Below are 14317 nucleotides of genomic sequence, written 5' to 3'. Positions count from 1 at the left end.
CGAGACTAATTTTTAAATAAAGTCTCGTTTAAAAACTATAATAGGTTAAGTGTTTATTTTCCTAACATTAAAAGTTCGTTACATACTACTTCTGTAATAAAACGTTTATTACCCTCTTTATCATCATAACTTCTCGATGTTAGTTTTCCTTCAATAGCAATTTCTTTTCCTTTGGTAACATACTTTTCAATTATCTCTGCTGTTTTTCCCCAAGCAACAACATTATGCCATTGTGTATCTGTAATTTTTTCACCTTTATTATTGGTGTAACTTTCGTTAGTTGCAATATTAAATTTTGCTAATGTTTTTCCTGATTCTAGATTGATGATTTCTGGATCGTTTCCTAAGTTACCAATCAACTGTACTTTGTTTCTAAGTGTGCTCATAATTTTATATTTAATCGTTAAACAGTTAATACTATCGAGTTCTTATGTTTCGACACTGCAAAGATGCGCTAGGGTACAAATATTATTCGGTACATAAATACTTACTTGCGTTTGTAAGTATTTGTAGTCGTTTGTAAACGGATAAAAAATATTGTAAATTTCGAGCTCTCTCAAAAACTAAAATTATGTTAACTAAATTAAAAAATGAAGAATGGTGTGTTGTACAAAAAGAAGACTGGTTACCTAAAGAGTGTTATCACATTTCAAATATAGGTAGGGTTTATAGTGAGAAGCATGCTAAACGTAAGCTTAATTTTAAACTGACAAATATTAATGGATATGAAGCTTTTTCAGCTATTAGAAAAAATAAGACTATTCATTTAGTATATGTACATAAAATTGTAGCCGAATGTTTTATTCAAAACATTGACAATAAAAGATTTGTAATTCATAAAGACCATGATAAATTAAATAATTTGGCTGAAAATTTAGGATGGGCTACTCGTGAGGAAATGATAAAACATAATCAAAATAACCCTTTAGTTATTGAAGGAAAAATAAAACGAAAAAAGAAACGTTTAAATGCAAAACTATCCATAGGGAAAGTGAAAATGATAAAGCGAAAACTTTTCGATCCAAACCGAAAAACCAGAATGCGACTTATTGCAAAACAATTTGGAATTTCTGAAATGCAGTTATATAGAATAAAATCTGGAGAGAATTGGGGTGATATAACAGATTATTAAAAGCTATGAAATTTTATTTAGAAACTGAGCGTTTGATTTTAAGAGAGCTACAGATTACTGATTTAGAAGATATGTTTGAATTAGATTCCGATCCTGAAGTTCATAAATATTTAGGGAATAAGCCAGTTAAAAAAATTGAAGAATCACAAAAAATTATAGAATCTGTAATTAATCAATATAAAGAAAGGGGTATTGGACGTTGGGCTGCTATAGAAAAATCTACCGGAGAATTTATTGGTTGGTCTGGAATTAGGCTTAATACAGAATATAATATGAATGGTTTTACCAAATATTATGATTTAGGTTATAGGTTTATTAAACGTTATTGGGGTAAAGGCTATGCAACAGAATCAGGTAAGGCTTCTGTTGACTATGCTTTTAATGTATTAAAACTTCCAGTGCTATATGCTACTACCCAAATAGGAAATGAAGCATCTCACAACGCCTTAATAAAAATTGGATTGAAATATCTAGAAGATTTTTATTTTGAACAAGAAAAATTAAACTTAAGATGGTATAATATTGTAAACCCATAATAAGCTTTTAGCAATATAAAAACAACTAAATAATTAAATAAATGCAAAAACAATGTTTAGAATGTGGCGATAAAATTATTGGCAGGATTGATAAGAAATTTTGTAGTGATGGATGTAGAAATACTTATAATAATAAAGTTAATAAAGACAGTAAGAATTTAATACGAAATACGAATAACAGGCTACGAAAAAATTACAGAATTTTAGAAACCCTTAATCCAGAACAAAAAACAAAAACATCTAGAGCAAAACTAATTGAAGCTGGGTTCGATTTTAATTACTTTACAAGTATTTATACCACTAAGGCGGGTACGATATATTATTTTGTTTACGACCAAGGATATTTACCATTAGAAGGCGATTATTACGCTTTGGTTAAACGAGAATAAATGTTTTGTTAGTAACATTTTATGAAATTTATACACTTATTTGGTAAAGGCTTTAATTAACGATATGTCACAAAATACAGAAATATTGATTCCTATTTTGATTGTAGTAGCGGTAGCAATAATTATTTTTTTTGCTATTTATTTTCGTAAAAAGAATATTATTTTAAGAAAATTATCAAAATTTAAGTCTAAGCGAATTTCTCAATTTAAAAATAATGAGCTAACAAAAGTATCTGGTAAAGTTTTACAAGTTGAAGACCCTTTTATTTCCCCATATAGTAAAAGACAATGTGTAGCCTATATTTTTGAAGTTAAACAGAAAGTGAGTTCGGGTAAAAACTCACGATGGAAAACATTGATTAAAAAGGAAGATATTCAAGATTTTTTTATAGAAAAAGAGGGTGAGTTAGTTATGGTGAAACCATCTATTGAAATTAGTAATTATTATAGTTATATGGTTGAAGATAAAAGTGTTTCTTCTGGAACATTTAATGATCCTTCTCCGGAGTTTAAAAAGGTTTTAAATGATTTTGGAATTGAAAGTGAAACATGGTTGGGTTTTAATAAAACATTGAAATATTCTGAAAGAATTATTGAAATAGGCGAAACTATATCTGTTGGTGGTATTGCTAAGTGGAAAGTTTTAAATGAACCCATTGAAGGATATCATTACAGTAAAATAGCTGCATTAGAAAGCAATGAAGTTCAAAAACTTATAATTACAGATTTACCTGAAGCTATTGAAGTAAAACAACGAAAACTTTGATTGTCTTATATCTTGTTTTTTGAAATCATATCCATTAATTTTGCTCGTGCTTTAGCCGAATGCTCCATTAAATTAGGTGTTTTAGATTTTCTGTAGCTTTGCTTTATTGTTTTTTCTGAAAACTCTAACAACTCAAGGAGTTTTTTTGCAGCATTAATTTTAGTATTTGGCATGGTACTGCCAATAGAGTTAAACCATATAGGAGAGCTCTCTGCAAAGGTGTAACTATCCATCATAGGCCACACAGATTTGCTTCCATAAACTCTTGCTGTAATCCATCCGCCCTTTGGAATTTCAATTTTGCCAGTATATGTTTTGCTAGTTCCGTTTTTGCTTTTTTTCGTATCAACTATATCGCCATTCACAAATATTTCTACTTTGTCATAAGGAACAGGGGAATGTACTTCAAGTTTCCAATTGGCTTTACTTTTCTTGGTTTTAATAGCATCACCAACCTCAAAATTTTCTACAGTAAATAATAGCTGAGGTCCATTGGTCATAAAACTTTTTCCTTTTTTTAATGCTTCTAAATAATTTACAACTGTTAATTCTCCTTCTGGTTTTGCATAAACACGAGTGGCTCCAATAGCCATAGTTCTATACAAATCATTCATAACATCACTTCCAGCAGACAAAGCTAACGGAATACCAATATTAAGAAATTCATGCCATAAAGCAGCTGTGCCAATTTCATCACTCCATAAACATCCTAATTCTAAAATATCAACATCTTCCATAATAGCATCGGCTACTAACCCAGTAGGTATATAATAACCACCATTTTCTTGAAAAGGATTTTTTATTGAAACAGGGTGCACATAACCTCCTATTCCACCTTGTTTATGTGCAAATCTAAGTGGTTCGGCATTTGGCCTATCTTCTTTATCGTAAATATCATAATATGGCCCCCAAACCCATGGCCAGTAAACTTCTTTAGTACCAAGAAGATTTAAATGGCCTAAAAAATGCGAACGAGTTTCTTGACCTATTGATACAATTGGTAAGGACTCATGTTTAAAGTTAAAAAGATCTTCTTCAAGAAATCGATTTCCAAGATTTGCTAATAATGGAAATGCAATATCTATTTCTTCAGCTTTAAGATCAAGTAAAATATCTTCTGGTTCTAATTGACTTGTGCCACCGTAATTGAGATGAAAATGTGCGTCAGCTGCATACCAACCATCTTTTTTAGCATTCCAAATTCTATTTAAATCTATTTCTGTTGTTGTATTGTCTGTTTCGAATATAATGGTTTTTGTTGTTTTAACAGTTGAAAACCCATGAACACTAGTAATTGTAAGCGTACCAAGTGGTGCTTCTATTTCAATTTCTCCAGGTGAATAGAAAAAAACAATACCGTTTTGCCCTTCAGAATGTACCAAGCCAGTATTAGGAATTATAGGATGTCCATTTTGGTCTATAATATTCATTCTAACAGCTTCTATTTTTTCATCAACACGACTAATTATTTTTAATTTACCTGTAACTGTTCCCCAATTCCATTTTTTAATATCTAAAGTTTCTACCTTACCGCCGTATATAGTAATACGTTTTAATTCTGAAACTTCATTTTTATTGTTTTCAGAAAAGTAAACCCATTTTCCGTCAAAACTAAATTTTGGTGATAATGGTAACCCTTTACTTTTGGTAAGTAACATTTTGCTTTTTGGAACCGTAATATTTAATAATTTGAGTTCGTAATCATCGCCATTTGGCCAAGTGTAAACTAAAGTTTTGTCATCATTTGATAACGAAAATGAAGCTTGAGATGTGAAGTTTTCTTCAATCAAAGCATTAGATGTTTCTTTGTCTAAATCTAATAATTCTATAGAATCATAAGAAAACCCATTTTTACGAAGATATACAAGGTTTCCTTCTTTTGTTGGAACCGGAAGGCGCTCCAGACCATTATCATTTGTTAAAACTGACTTTTCTAATGACGTTAGATTTATTTTCCATAAGTCTAGAGATCCGTTTTTTGCTGAAGCATAATACACATCTTTTCCATTTGTTGAAAATATTGGATTTAAATCTAAAGCTTCAGAATTAACTAAAACAGTTTCTTTTTTTGTATTTAGGTCTAATAATACGATACTGGTATCCATACTATTATCTCTAACAAAAACGATTTTACTTCCATCTGGCGACCAATTTGGGCTGAAATCCATACCAGAAGAAAACGTTATGCGTTTAGCTTCTTGCGTTTCTAAATTCATGATCCATAACCAACCTTTAGCTGAAAAAACAACTTGGTTGTTTAATGGTGATGGAGCAGGATCTGTAGGTCCTGAATTTAAAACAGGTAATTCATAACCTTCTAAATAAACATGATGCCCATATCCGTTAACTTTTGGGTATCTGTTTTTCCATTGGGCATTTAAAGAAAAGTTAATTAAAAGGAAAAGTGTAAAAAGAATTTTAAAGTTTTTCATTTTAAATACAAAATGTTAAAAACACGACATTATAAATGCTTGTAATTATTATAAAAATGGATAGAAAAGGAAATAGATTTATTAGGCCTGTAAGTAAAATTGTTTTTACAGTTTTATTGCCAATATTTTAATGTCAAAACCTCCAACCAGCTATGTTAGGATATATATGCTTAATATGAATAATAAAATGCACTAGTTATTTCCAAGTTTGTCCTTTAAGTTTCATAGCAGCTTTGAGCACATCTTTCTGGCTTATTTGGCCAACTAATTTACCGTTTTCTACAATAGGAAAACGGCGTCTTTTAGCATTTAAAAACTTGTTGGCAGCATCAAAAATATTCATGTTGCCATCAATAGTTTCAACATTTAAAGCCATGTGTTTTTCAATAGTTTTATCTTGCATGGGCATATTGTAGTAACGACTTTCACTTATTTGTTTTATACAATCACCTTCAGATATAATACCAATTAATTCATTTTTTTCATTTACAACAGGCCCACCAGAAATTCTGTTTTTAATTAATGCCTGCATCACACTTTCAATAGTTTGATTAGGAGTAAACGTAATTAAATTTGTAGTCATATAATCACTAACCTTTAAAGGTGTATTGTCTGTTATATTTGCTTGTTGCCTTCTGGCTCCTTGAAAACTCTTTATCCCCATAATTAATAATTTAGTAATCTTAAATATAGATATTTAATTTTAGAATACCTAAAAAAGTTAATTTCTAAAATAGGATATGGGCGACTTTTAGTGTTTTTTTGTTTGAATAGTTTCATAAAGGGCATAATAATTAAAATAATTAGCATTCTTTTAAGAGTTTAAATGTTAATTTTTTATAGTTTTATCACATTAAATAAGAAATAAAATGATGAAATATGCGTATATAAAAATTCACTTATAATCAGGAATTATTATATGAATGTTACATTTGATTATTGATAACAATTAAAACTAACAAATGAAAAAATTACTAGCGTTGCTATTATTGGTGGGAAGTATGCATTTAGGTGCTCAAGAAAACACAAATTTACTAAAACATTATGAAGCTTATTATAAGCAAATGAAGGCCCAAGGCGATGTGCAAGGTATTATAAACGCGATGACACATTTAAATGTATTATCGTCTTCTGAAGCAAGAAAAGATACTTTGGCCTATATATATATGTCTGAGGGGAAATATTCACAAGCATTAAATACTATTGGTGTAGAAAGAAAAGTTGATGATTCTGAAATTGCTGTTGAGGTAAAGGCTATTTCATTAAAAGCTTTAAAGCAGCCAAAAATGGCTATTGGTCATTTTGAAGAAATGTTTAAACGTAATCCAGATGCTAAAGTTGCTTATGAATTAGCAGAACTTAATTTGCAGATACAAAATATTCCTGGAGCAGAAAAACATATTAATTATGGTTTAGCAAATGCTAAAGATGATATGAAAAAGGCGTTTTATGAAACACAAACACCATACGAAGTTTCTTTAAAGGCAGCTTTTATGTATTTAAATGCATTATGTACTTTTAATAAAGACACAAAAGCAAATATTGATGCCGCTGTAGACATTTTAGATGCGGCTTTAAAAACGGCACCTAATTTTAATTTAATTCAATTAACAAAAACAGAGTTGTTAAGGCAAAAACAAGCCCTACAAGCACAGGCTGCACAATCTAAAAATAATAACAAATAACAAGTTATTAAATAAAAAAGAGGCGTTTCTAAATTAAAAACGCCTCTTTTTTATTGAAAATAATTTTTAAGGCTTTTCAATATTCTGATTGTCATTTTCTATTTTTTTATTCATTTGAAAATTAAGGTTAGAAAAAGATTCTAAAAACTCTTTTATACTTTCCAGTAATTCTTTTTTACTAGTAGATAATAATGTCGATACATCTTCTAGTTTGTAAAGTTTTGTTTCTAAAACTGTTATTCTTGCTAAAATAGGATCGGTATTTACTATGCTAGGAATAGTTTGTATAGCATTTTTCATAAGCTCCTTTATTGGGTCTTCCTCATTATCAAAATAACTTAAATCGCCTTTTTTAACATTGGTTACAATAATCTGTAATTCTTTATAATCATTCCAATCTTCAATGGCTTTTTCGGTTTTTTTATCTAGAGCAAATTCAATATAATTTAGTTTAGAAATATCTTTTTCTGTTATACCACTAATTGTATTAGTGTCTTTATTATTCTCTAAATTAGTTTCTTCTTTTTGTTTACAAGAGAGAAAAATTACAAATAAACTAAGTGCTGCTAAAAATTTAATATTCATGTGTTTTTATTAATTACATCTTTTAATTACATGCTTTGAAAAAAGATTTAGTTCTAGATGATTTACAAAGATATATTAATAGTTTATTTTTTAATTAAGTAAACGCTAATCAAATTGAAAATATTATTTATATGATGCTATTTGTTTTAACAACAGATAAGAATAGTATGATTTTAAATACATCTAATTAATTGTATATTTGAACCACCCTAAATTTAATTATTATGCTTGAAAACTTTTGGTTTAATGTAGAATACGGTATTAACCATGTTCTAGATATTAATGCTTACGATCATGTTTTATTTCTTATTGTACTAACAGTTCCCTATGTTTTTAAAGACTGGAAACGTGCTTTATTGTTGGTTTCTATGTTTACATTAGGACATACACTCTCATTAGTTTTAGCAGCATACAATGTCGTTAGTGTTAATGGTGAAATTGTCGAATTTTTAATTCCGGTTACTATTTTAATTGTTGCTCTTTTTAATGTGTTTACAGCAGGAAAAGGGGCGCAAAAAGAAAAGGTAGGCGTTTTATTTTTATCTACTTTGTTTTTTGGATTAGTGCATGGTTTAGGTTTTGCACGCGAGTTTAAAATGCTTTTAGGAGATACAGATAGTAAATTACTATTATTGTTTGAGTTTGCTTTGGGTATTGAATTCTCGCAAGTTATTATTGTGTTTATAGTGCTGTTTTTGGGCTATTTAGTGCAAACTATTTTTAGATTTTCTAAACGCGATTGGATAATGGTAATTTCTGCTATAGTAGTTGGTTTAGTTATTCCTATGATTTTAAACAGTGATTTTTTATCATAAAACTTTCATAAAACTTTAACGAACTTGCATTGTAATTAAAATACGAACTAAGTATCTTCGTTATATTATTTTGCGTTAAGGATTGCAGTGAAAATCCTTTTGCTTTTTTGCAAAAGATTGTAACGAAAAGCCTGACCCGAATTGTTAAATGGTTTCTTTTTAAAACGTAAAATTTTAAATGAGGGAAACGCCATAATTAAAAAAATTTAATGCCAAAAAATAAACAACTTAAGTACGATAAGGCTTATTTGAGAATTGCACAAGAGTGGGGGAAATTGTCGTATTGTAACCGTAGACAAGTAGGAGCACTTATTGTAAAGGATAGAATGATTATTTCTGATGGGTATAACGGTACGCCATCTGGATTTGAAAATTTTTGTGAAGATGATGAAGGCTACACCAAATGGTATGTGTTACATGCCGAGGCAAATGCTATTTTAAAAGTAGCTGCGTCTACACAATCTTGTAAAGGCGCGACGCTTTATATAACTATGTCGCCTTGTAAAGAGTGTAGTAAGTTAATCCATCAAGCAGGTATTGTAAAGGTGGTTTATAAAGAAGGTTATAAAGATGATTCTGGATTAAAATTCTTAGAAAAAGCAGGAATAAAACTTAAACAAATTGAAGATATAAAAGCTTAATGTCATACCAAAAAAAATATTTGCCCTTAATTTTAGGTGCTGCCATTGCAGCTGGTATTTTTATTGGAGGAAAGTTAAATTTTGCAGATTCGCCAGAACGATTGTTTTCTAAAAACACAAAAAAAGATAAGCTTAATAGGCTAATTGATTATATTGATTACGATTATGTTGATGATATAAATACTGATAGTATTGTTGATGTAACAGTAAATGGTATTTTAGAAAATTTAGACCCTCATTCGGTATATATTCCTAAAGAAGATATGCAGCGTGTTTCCGATAATATGAAGGGTGATTTTGTTGGTATTGGTATTCAGTTTTATACGTATAAAGATTCTATTGCAGTTATAAGAACTACAGAAGGTGGTCCAAGTGAAAAAGCTGGTATTAAAGGTGGCGATAGAATTGTTATGGCAAATGGCGATTCGTTGTTTGGCGAAAAATTAGATGACGGCGAACTCATAAAAAAGCTTAAAGGAAATATAAATTCTAATGTGAATTTAAAAGTTTTTAGAAAAGGAGAACCAGAGCTTTTAGATTTTAAACTAAAGCGTGATAGAATTCCTTTAAAAAGTGTTGATGCTGCTTATATGCTAACCGATAAATTGGGTTATATTAAAATAAATCGTTTTGCAGAAAGTACGTATAGAGAATTTAAAAAAGGTTTAGATAAATTACAAGATTTAGGTGCCACAGAAATTGCTTTAGATTTACGAGAGAATCCAGGTGGGTTTTTAGATATTGCAGTAAAAATAGTAGATGAGTTTTTAGAAGATGATAAACTTATATTATTTACTAAAAATAAACGCGGGAATACCGAAGAAAGTTTTGCTACCGATGAAGGTGATTTTGAAGACGGAAAAATTTATGTGCTAATAGATGAAAATTCAGCTTCGGCAAGTGAGATTGTTGCTGGAGCATTACAGGATAATGATAAAGGAACTATTGTTGGGAGACGCTCTTATGGTAAGGGACTCGTGCAACACGAAATGGAATTAGGAGATGGTAGTGCAGTGCGTTTAACCGTAGCACGTTATTATACACCAACGGGTCGTTCTATACAGCGGTCTTACGAAAATGGAAATAAAGATTATTACGACGAATATTCTATGAGAATTCAAAGTGGTGAGTTGTTAGATTCTGAAAAAATAGAAGTTGTCGATTCTTTAAAATATACTACACCAGGCGGAAAGGTTGTTTACGGTGGTGGCGGTATTATTCCTGATGTGTTTGTACCTATTGATAATACGATGCATAATGAAACGCTTACTTTTTTACAGCGTCGTGGTTTTATTGGGTATTTTGTTTTTGAAGAATTAGAGAAAAGCAGAAATATTTATCAAGATGTTACCAAACAAGATTTTATAGATTCTTTTGAGGTAGATGACGATATGGTATTTGCTTTTCAAGATTATATAAATGTAAGAATGAATTCTAAAATTACATTTGTGGCTTATCATGATGAGGTAAAACAATACCTTAAAGCTACTTTGGCAAATCAATTATATGGTACTGATGCTTATGAAGAAATTATAAATCAGCGCGATATTATGATTGATGAGGTTGTTAGGTTAAGTAAGGGAGAAGAGTAGTTTAATTTTCAATTTTATTATGAACCTTTATGTTTTGTATTATTCCCTAGCTTTATATTTATTCTTTTAGAGGTGTAATACTAATCCGTCTTCGTCGTATTTAATTTAGTTGACCAAATATTTAATATATTTAGTCAACTAAATTAGAGATGTATTGAATGTATAAGTTGGTTACATTGAGTTTTATGCTTTTAATATGCAAGTCGGTGTTTTCTCAATGCCCACCGGGTGATGTGTATTTATTAACTCAGGAAGATGTAATTAATTTTATAGAGGATTATCCAAATTGTGAGACTATATTAGGAGATTTAGTTATTAGCTATTCAGCAAATGATATATCCAATTTAAAGAGTGTAAAACGAATTGAAGGTTCGCTTATAATAGAAAGTTCAGAAATAACGAGTGTTACTAATTTTCAGAATCTAGAGTTTATATTGGAAAATATTTACTTAGAAAATAATAGGAGTTTGGTAACCATTGAAGGGATTAATAAACTTAGTGTTATTGGAGGGGATTTTGTTATTTTTCAACCAGGACCGCTCAAAAACATTGGAGGCTTTGATAGTTTAGAAACAATTGAGGGTAATCTTTATATAGAGGATAATTTTAGGTTAGAAAGTATAACTGGATTTGAAAATTTGTCTAGTATCAATGGTTCTTTGAGTATTTCAGATAATTTAAATTTAATTAGTATACCAGAATTTAAAAAATTAAGTGCCATAGGTCGTAATTTAACCATAGAAGATAATATTGATTTACCTTCTATAAATAGTTTTAATTTTTTAAAAAAAATAGGACAAGATTTAATTATTCAGTTTAATTATTTACTAGTATCAGTTCAAGGTTTTAGAAACTTAAATACGGTTCAGGGTAAAATACTTTTTCATGGGAGTAAAATTCGAAGTATACCTAGTTTCTCTAAATTAGAGACTATAGGCAGTAGTTTAGAAATTGATGATACTAGCCTTACAGATATTAATGGATTTAATAATGTTATTTATATTGGTGGTGCTATAGATACATCGCAACGTAATATTCATATTCATCAAAACACATTACTAACAGTAATATCAGGGTTTCAAAAACTCACTAAACTACAAGGTGGGTTGGATATTACAAATAATGAAAAATTAATCAGCTTAATAGGGTTTAGTAATTTATCAACTACAGGAATTTTAAATATTTCTTTTAATGAATCTATAACAAGTTTATTAGGTTTAGAGAGTTTAAGTAAAGTTGGAGTTACTGGTGGGTCAGCGATACTTTTAAGAGATAATATACTATTAACAGATTGCGCTGCTTTATGTAATTTATTAACTAACGGAACTGTTTTTGGGGATATTAATATTTTTGGAAACCCTTCTGCATGTTTAACTAAATCTGAAATAATAGAAAATTGCCCTAATGATTTTGATGAAGATGGTGTTACAAATGATATTGATTTAGACGATGATAATGATGGTATTTTAGATGTTGTTGAACAAGCAGGCCTTTTAGATAGAGATACTGATAATGACAATTTTCCAGATTATCGTGATTTGAATAGTGATAACGACGGTTGTTTGGATGTTATAGAAGCTGGTTTTTCTGATGGTGATCAAGATGGGGTATTAGGTAGTTTACCTGTTTCTGTTGATTTAAATGGTTTGGTAATTGGAGTTTTTGATGGTTATACAACTCCTCTTGATGCAGATGGTAATGGAGTTTTTGATTTTCAGCAAGATAGCTCTTTTGATATTGGTGAAAATGGTAGTGTAGTAGTTTGTATTTATGACGCTCCAATAGATTTATTTAATAGTTTAATGGGGACACCAGATGCTGGAGGTGATTGGAGTCCTACTTTAACAAGTGAAACAGGATTGTTTGACCCTGCTATTGATTCTGGAGGTGTTTATAAGTATACTTTCCTTAGTGATGCCTGTAGTGGTTTTTCAGAAGTTAGTGTTGACATTAAAACAGAGCTGCCGGTAGCAGGAGGAGATGAAGTTTTAAAAGTTTGTTATACAGATGACCCAATAGATTTATTCGATGTTTTATTGGGGGATCCTGATTCTGGAGGTGTTTGGAGTCCAGAACTAACAAGTGGCACAGGCGTTTTTGACCCTATTATTGATGATGCTGGTGTTTATATCTATACCATTTCGTATGGTTTATGTGGTAGTGATTCTTCTCAGGTAGAAGTTCAAATAGAAACGTTACTGCCTAATGCAGGAACCGATAGTGAATTGGAAATATGTATAAGAAGTCAACCTGTCGATTTATTTGATTCCCTCTTAGGAAATCCCGATTCTGGAGGTGTTTGGAGCCCTCAGCCGTCAAGTGGCACAGGCGTTTTCGACCCTTTAATTGACGAACCAGGTTTGTATTCGTATAGTGTTGGTTTAGAAAGTTCTTGCGCAACAGTGTCGTCAACAGTTGAAGTAAAGTTTATAGAGCTTTTTAAGTTTTATAATTATACTATAAAAACTAAAGGACTTAGTGATAATAATAGTATTGAGATATTTGTTAATTCTCCAATAGAATACGAATATTCAATTGATGGAATTAACTATCAATCATCGTCAATTTTTAATAATTTATTGGGAGGGGAATATACTGTTTTTGGCCGCGAGAAAAATGGTTGTGGTTGGTTTGAGGAATTAGTTTCAATTTTATATTTCCCAAGATTTTTTACACCAAATAACGATGGAGTTAATGATTTTTGGAATTTAGCTGGAGATACAGATTTAAATTATTCCCTTTATATTTATGATAGATATGGAAGACTTTTAAAACTTTTAACTTCGAGTAATAGAAGTTGGGATGGTAATTATAATGGTATTAGTATGCCTTCAAATGATTATTGGTTTAGAGTTATTTTTTCAGATGGAGTATCAAAAAATGGGCATTTTACATTAAAGCGATAAATGTTATTTCTTTATATGAAATTAAATTTTATCATGCACTTTAACGTGCTTCCCATTATTCCAAAGCGTAAGAATATCTGTTGCTACATGTGCGCCACTACCTGAACAAATAGCAAATTGACTACGCCAACCAGCTAAAGAGCCTGCGACATATAAGTTTTCTTCAATTAAATGGTCTGTGTTTTTTAGCCAAATACGATCTTTTTCAATAGCAGCTCTTGGATGTGGTTTTATATAATTTTCAAGACCTTTAATAGTCATTAAATTGGTATAGCCAACGGCTATAACAACAATTTTAGAAGTGTAGGTGTTTTTATTGGTCTTAACTATAAATCCGTTATCAGATTTAGATACGTCGCAAACTTTCTCTTTGTCTATTTGTTCAACATGAGGATATAAAGAGGTAAGTTGTTTTTTGCCATTTTCTAAAATAGAAGCGCCTGTTGTTCCGGGTTCTAGACCTAAAACATTATTAAATAAGGCTGTTTGTAAATGCGATGTTTTTTGGTGTGTAATAATACCAACACGCTTATTTGTAGCAAAGGCTTTGTTTTTAGCAGAACCTAAAACCAATACGCAAGACATGCCAGCGGCACCGCCTCCAATTATTAAAGCATCATACATTAATGGCGTCCTTTTACTTTTTGTTCAATACGTTTTGAAGTTCTTAAAATAGCCATCATTAATATCACGCAAAGAGATGCTGCAATAGTAATTAATGCAATCGTACTTTCTCCTTCAAAAGGAGTGTTAAAGTCAACTTTAGTAAAGTTGAAAATCATAAGCCCTAAAGCAATGACACTTATTGTAATAGTTAATATTTTCATGCGTTTCTATT

15 protein-coding genes are annotated in these 14317 nt (G+C 30.2%); 9 read left to right on the top strand and 6 right to left on the bottom strand.

The features are described 5' to 3' along the window. Positions 1–53: 53 nt before the first annotated feature. Positions 54–386 carry a single-stranded DNA-binding protein gene (locus tag ACH5TW_RS08760; RefSeq protein WP_439336125.1) on the bottom strand — a complete coding sequence of 111 codons (333 nt, stop codon included), beginning with the start codon at positions 384–386 and terminating at the stop codon, positions 54–56. 185 nt (positions 387–571) lie between these two features. Between ACH5TW_RS08760 and ACH5TW_RS08755 the strand changes: the two genes are divergently transcribed. The 4 genes from ACH5TW_RS08755 (at position 572) to ACH5TW_RS08740 (ending at position 2823) form a co-directional block, all read left to right on the top strand. Further along, entirely contained in the window at positions 572–1132 is a 561-nt protein-coding gene (locus ACH5TW_RS08755; protein ID WP_439336124.1) for an HNH endonuclease, read from the top strand. 5 nt (positions 1133–1137) lie between these two features. Then, positions 1138–1668: a GNAT family N-acetyltransferase gene (locus ACH5TW_RS08750; RefSeq protein ID WP_439336123.1), complete on the top strand. Its 531-nt coding sequence runs from the start codon at positions 1138–1140 to the stop codon at positions 1666–1668. 41 nt (positions 1669–1709) lie between these two features. Beyond that, the gene (locus ACH5TW_RS08745; protein ID WP_439336122.1) at positions 1710–2057 is read left to right on the top strand and encodes a hypothetical protein; all 348 of its coding nucleotides are present in this window, start codon (positions 1710–1712) and stop codon (positions 2055–2057) included. A 64-nt stretch (positions 2058–2121) separates the two neighbouring features. Further along, positions 2122–2823, top strand: coding sequence for a hypothetical protein (locus ACH5TW_RS08740; RefSeq protein ID WP_439336121.1), 702 nt, complete (start codon positions 2122–2124; stop codon positions 2821–2823). A gap of 5 nt (positions 2824–2828) precedes the next feature. Here ACH5TW_RS08740 and ACH5TW_RS08735 read toward each other — a convergent pair whose 3' ends face one another. Together ACH5TW_RS08735 and ACH5TW_RS08730 are read right to left on the bottom strand one after the other, a co-directional pair. Beyond that, on the bottom strand, positions 2829–5255 hold the full coding sequence (locus tag ACH5TW_RS08735; protein WP_439336120.1) for a CehA/McbA family metallohydrolase: 2427 nt from the start codon (positions 5253–5255) through the stop codon (positions 2829–2831). Positions 5256–5451: 196 nt separating this feature from the next. Next, the gene (locus ACH5TW_RS08730) at positions 5452–5919 is read right to left on the bottom strand and encodes a CBS domain-containing protein (protein ID WP_439336119.1); all 468 of its coding nucleotides are present in this window, start codon (positions 5917–5919) and stop codon (positions 5452–5454) included. 298 nt (positions 5920–6217) lie between these two features. Here ACH5TW_RS08730 and ACH5TW_RS08725 point away from each other — a divergent pair, with 298 nt between their 5' ends. Continuing rightward, on the top strand, positions 6218–6940 hold the full coding sequence (locus tag ACH5TW_RS08725; RefSeq protein WP_439336118.1) for a tetratricopeptide repeat protein: 723 nt from the start codon (positions 6218–6220) through the stop codon (positions 6938–6940). Between the two features lie 66 nt (positions 6941–7006). On the opposite strand, the gene ACH5TW_RS08720 is transcribed toward ACH5TW_RS08725, so the two are convergent. Beyond that, positions 7007–7525: a hypothetical protein gene (locus ACH5TW_RS08720; protein ID WP_439336117.1), complete on the bottom strand. Its 519-nt coding sequence runs from the start codon at positions 7523–7525 to the stop codon at positions 7007–7009. 224 nt (positions 7526–7749) lie between these two features. On the opposite strand from ACH5TW_RS08720, the gene ACH5TW_RS08715 reads away from it, so the two are divergent. The 4 genes from ACH5TW_RS08715 to ACH5TW_RS08700 all read left to right on the top strand — a co-directional run bounded on the left by ACH5TW_RS08715 (position 7750) and on the right by ACH5TW_RS08700 (position 13479). After that, positions 7750–8340 (top strand): HupE/UreJ family protein, encoded by a 591-nt coding sequence (locus ACH5TW_RS08715; protein WP_439336116.1) that lies wholly within the window; start codon positions 7750–7752, stop codon positions 8338–8340. 209 nt (positions 8341–8549) lie between these two features. Beyond that, positions 8550–8981, top strand: a complete 432-nt coding sequence (locus tag ACH5TW_RS08710) for a deoxycytidylate deaminase (protein WP_439336115.1) — start codon at positions 8550–8552, stop codon at positions 8979–8981. Continuing rightward, a complete protein-coding gene (locus tag ACH5TW_RS08705) occupies positions 8981–10573 on the top strand; it encodes a S41 family peptidase (RefSeq protein ID WP_439336114.1) in 1593 nt (530 codons plus the stop codon). Before ACH5TW_RS08710 ends, ACH5TW_RS08705 begins: the two co-directional genes overlap by 1 nt. Before the next feature lie 185 nt (positions 10574–10758). Continuing rightward, positions 10759–13479, top strand: a complete 2721-nt coding sequence (locus ACH5TW_RS08700) for a T9SS type B sorting domain-containing protein (RefSeq protein WP_439336113.1) — start codon at positions 10759–10761, stop codon at positions 13477–13479. A gap of 21 nt (positions 13480–13500) precedes the next feature. Here ACH5TW_RS08700 and ACH5TW_RS08695 read toward each other — a convergent pair whose 3' ends face one another. Continuing rightward, complete coding sequence (locus ACH5TW_RS08695) at positions 13501–14103, bottom strand: FAD-dependent oxidoreductase (RefSeq protein ID WP_439336112.1); 603 nt, start codon at positions 14101–14103, stop codon at positions 13501–13503. Further along, entirely contained in the window at positions 14103–14306 is a 204-nt protein-coding gene (locus ACH5TW_RS08690) for a hypothetical protein (protein ID WP_439336111.1), read from the bottom strand. Before ACH5TW_RS08690 ends, ACH5TW_RS08695 begins: the two co-directional genes overlap by 1 nt. Positions 14307–14317: the final 11 nt, after the last annotated feature.

Source organism: Thalassobellus sediminis (genome assembly GCF_044386045.1).
Lineage (GTDB): Bacteria > Bacteroidota > Bacteroidia > Flavobacteriales > Flavobacteriaceae > Thalassobellus > Thalassobellus sediminis.
This window is presented reverse-complemented; position numbering and strand designations above follow the sequence as displayed.

What these genes read in the sequence shown, in the direction of transcription:
- ACH5TW_RS08760 (WP_439336125.1), bottom strand. Translation starts at nt 386, where the DNA reads ATGAGCACACTTAGAAACAAAGTACAGTTGATTGGTAACTTAGGAAAC.
- ACH5TW_RS08755 (WP_439336124.1), top strand. Translation starts at nt 572, where the DNA reads ATGTTAACTAAATTAAAAAATGAAGAATGGTGTGTTGTACAAAAAGAA.
- ACH5TW_RS08750 (WP_439336123.1), top strand. Translation starts at nt 1,138, where the DNA reads ATGAAATTTTATTTAGAAACTGAGCGTTTGATTTTAAGAGAGCTACAG.
- ACH5TW_RS08745 (WP_439336122.1), top strand. Translation starts at nt 1,710, where the DNA reads ATGCAAAAACAATGTTTAGAATGTGGCGATAAAATTATTGGCAGGATT.
- ACH5TW_RS08740 (WP_439336121.1), top strand. Translation starts at nt 2,122, where the DNA reads ATGTCACAAAATACAGAAATATTGATTCCTATTTTGATTGTAGTAGCG.
- ACH5TW_RS08735 (WP_439336120.1), bottom strand. Translation starts at nt 5,255, where the DNA reads ATGAAAAACTTTAAAATTCTTTTTACACTTTTCCTTTTAATTAACTTT.
- ACH5TW_RS08730 (WP_439336119.1), bottom strand. Translation starts at nt 5,919, where the DNA reads ATGGGGATAAAGAGTTTTCAAGGAGCCAGAAGGCAACAAGCAAATATA.
- ACH5TW_RS08725 (WP_439336118.1), top strand. Translation starts at nt 6,218, where the DNA reads ATGAAAAAATTACTAGCGTTGCTATTATTGGTGGGAAGTATGCATTTA.
- ACH5TW_RS08720 (WP_439336117.1), bottom strand. Translation starts at nt 7,525, where the DNA reads ATGAATATTAAATTTTTAGCAGCACTTAGTTTATTTGTAATTTTTCTC.
- ACH5TW_RS08715 (WP_439336116.1), top strand. Translation starts at nt 7,750, where the DNA reads ATGCTTGAAAACTTTTGGTTTAATGTAGAATACGGTATTAACCATGTT.
- ACH5TW_RS08710 (WP_439336115.1), top strand. Translation starts at nt 8,550, where the DNA reads ATGCCAAAAAATAAACAACTTAAGTACGATAAGGCTTATTTGAGAATT.
- ACH5TW_RS08705 (WP_439336114.1), top strand. Translation starts at nt 8,981, where the DNA reads ATGTCATACCAAAAAAAATATTTGCCCTTAATTTTAGGTGCTGCCATT.
- ACH5TW_RS08700 (WP_439336113.1), top strand. Translation starts at nt 10,759, where the DNA reads ATGCTTTTAATATGCAAGTCGGTGTTTTCTCAATGCCCACCGGGTGAT.
- ACH5TW_RS08695 (WP_439336112.1), bottom strand. Translation starts at nt 14,103, where the DNA reads ATGTATGATGCTTTAATAATTGGAGGCGGTGCCGCTGGCATGTCTTGC.
- ACH5TW_RS08690 (WP_439336111.1), bottom strand. Translation starts at nt 14,306, where the DNA reads ATGAAAATATTAACTATTACAATAAGTGTCATTGCTTTAGGGCTTATG.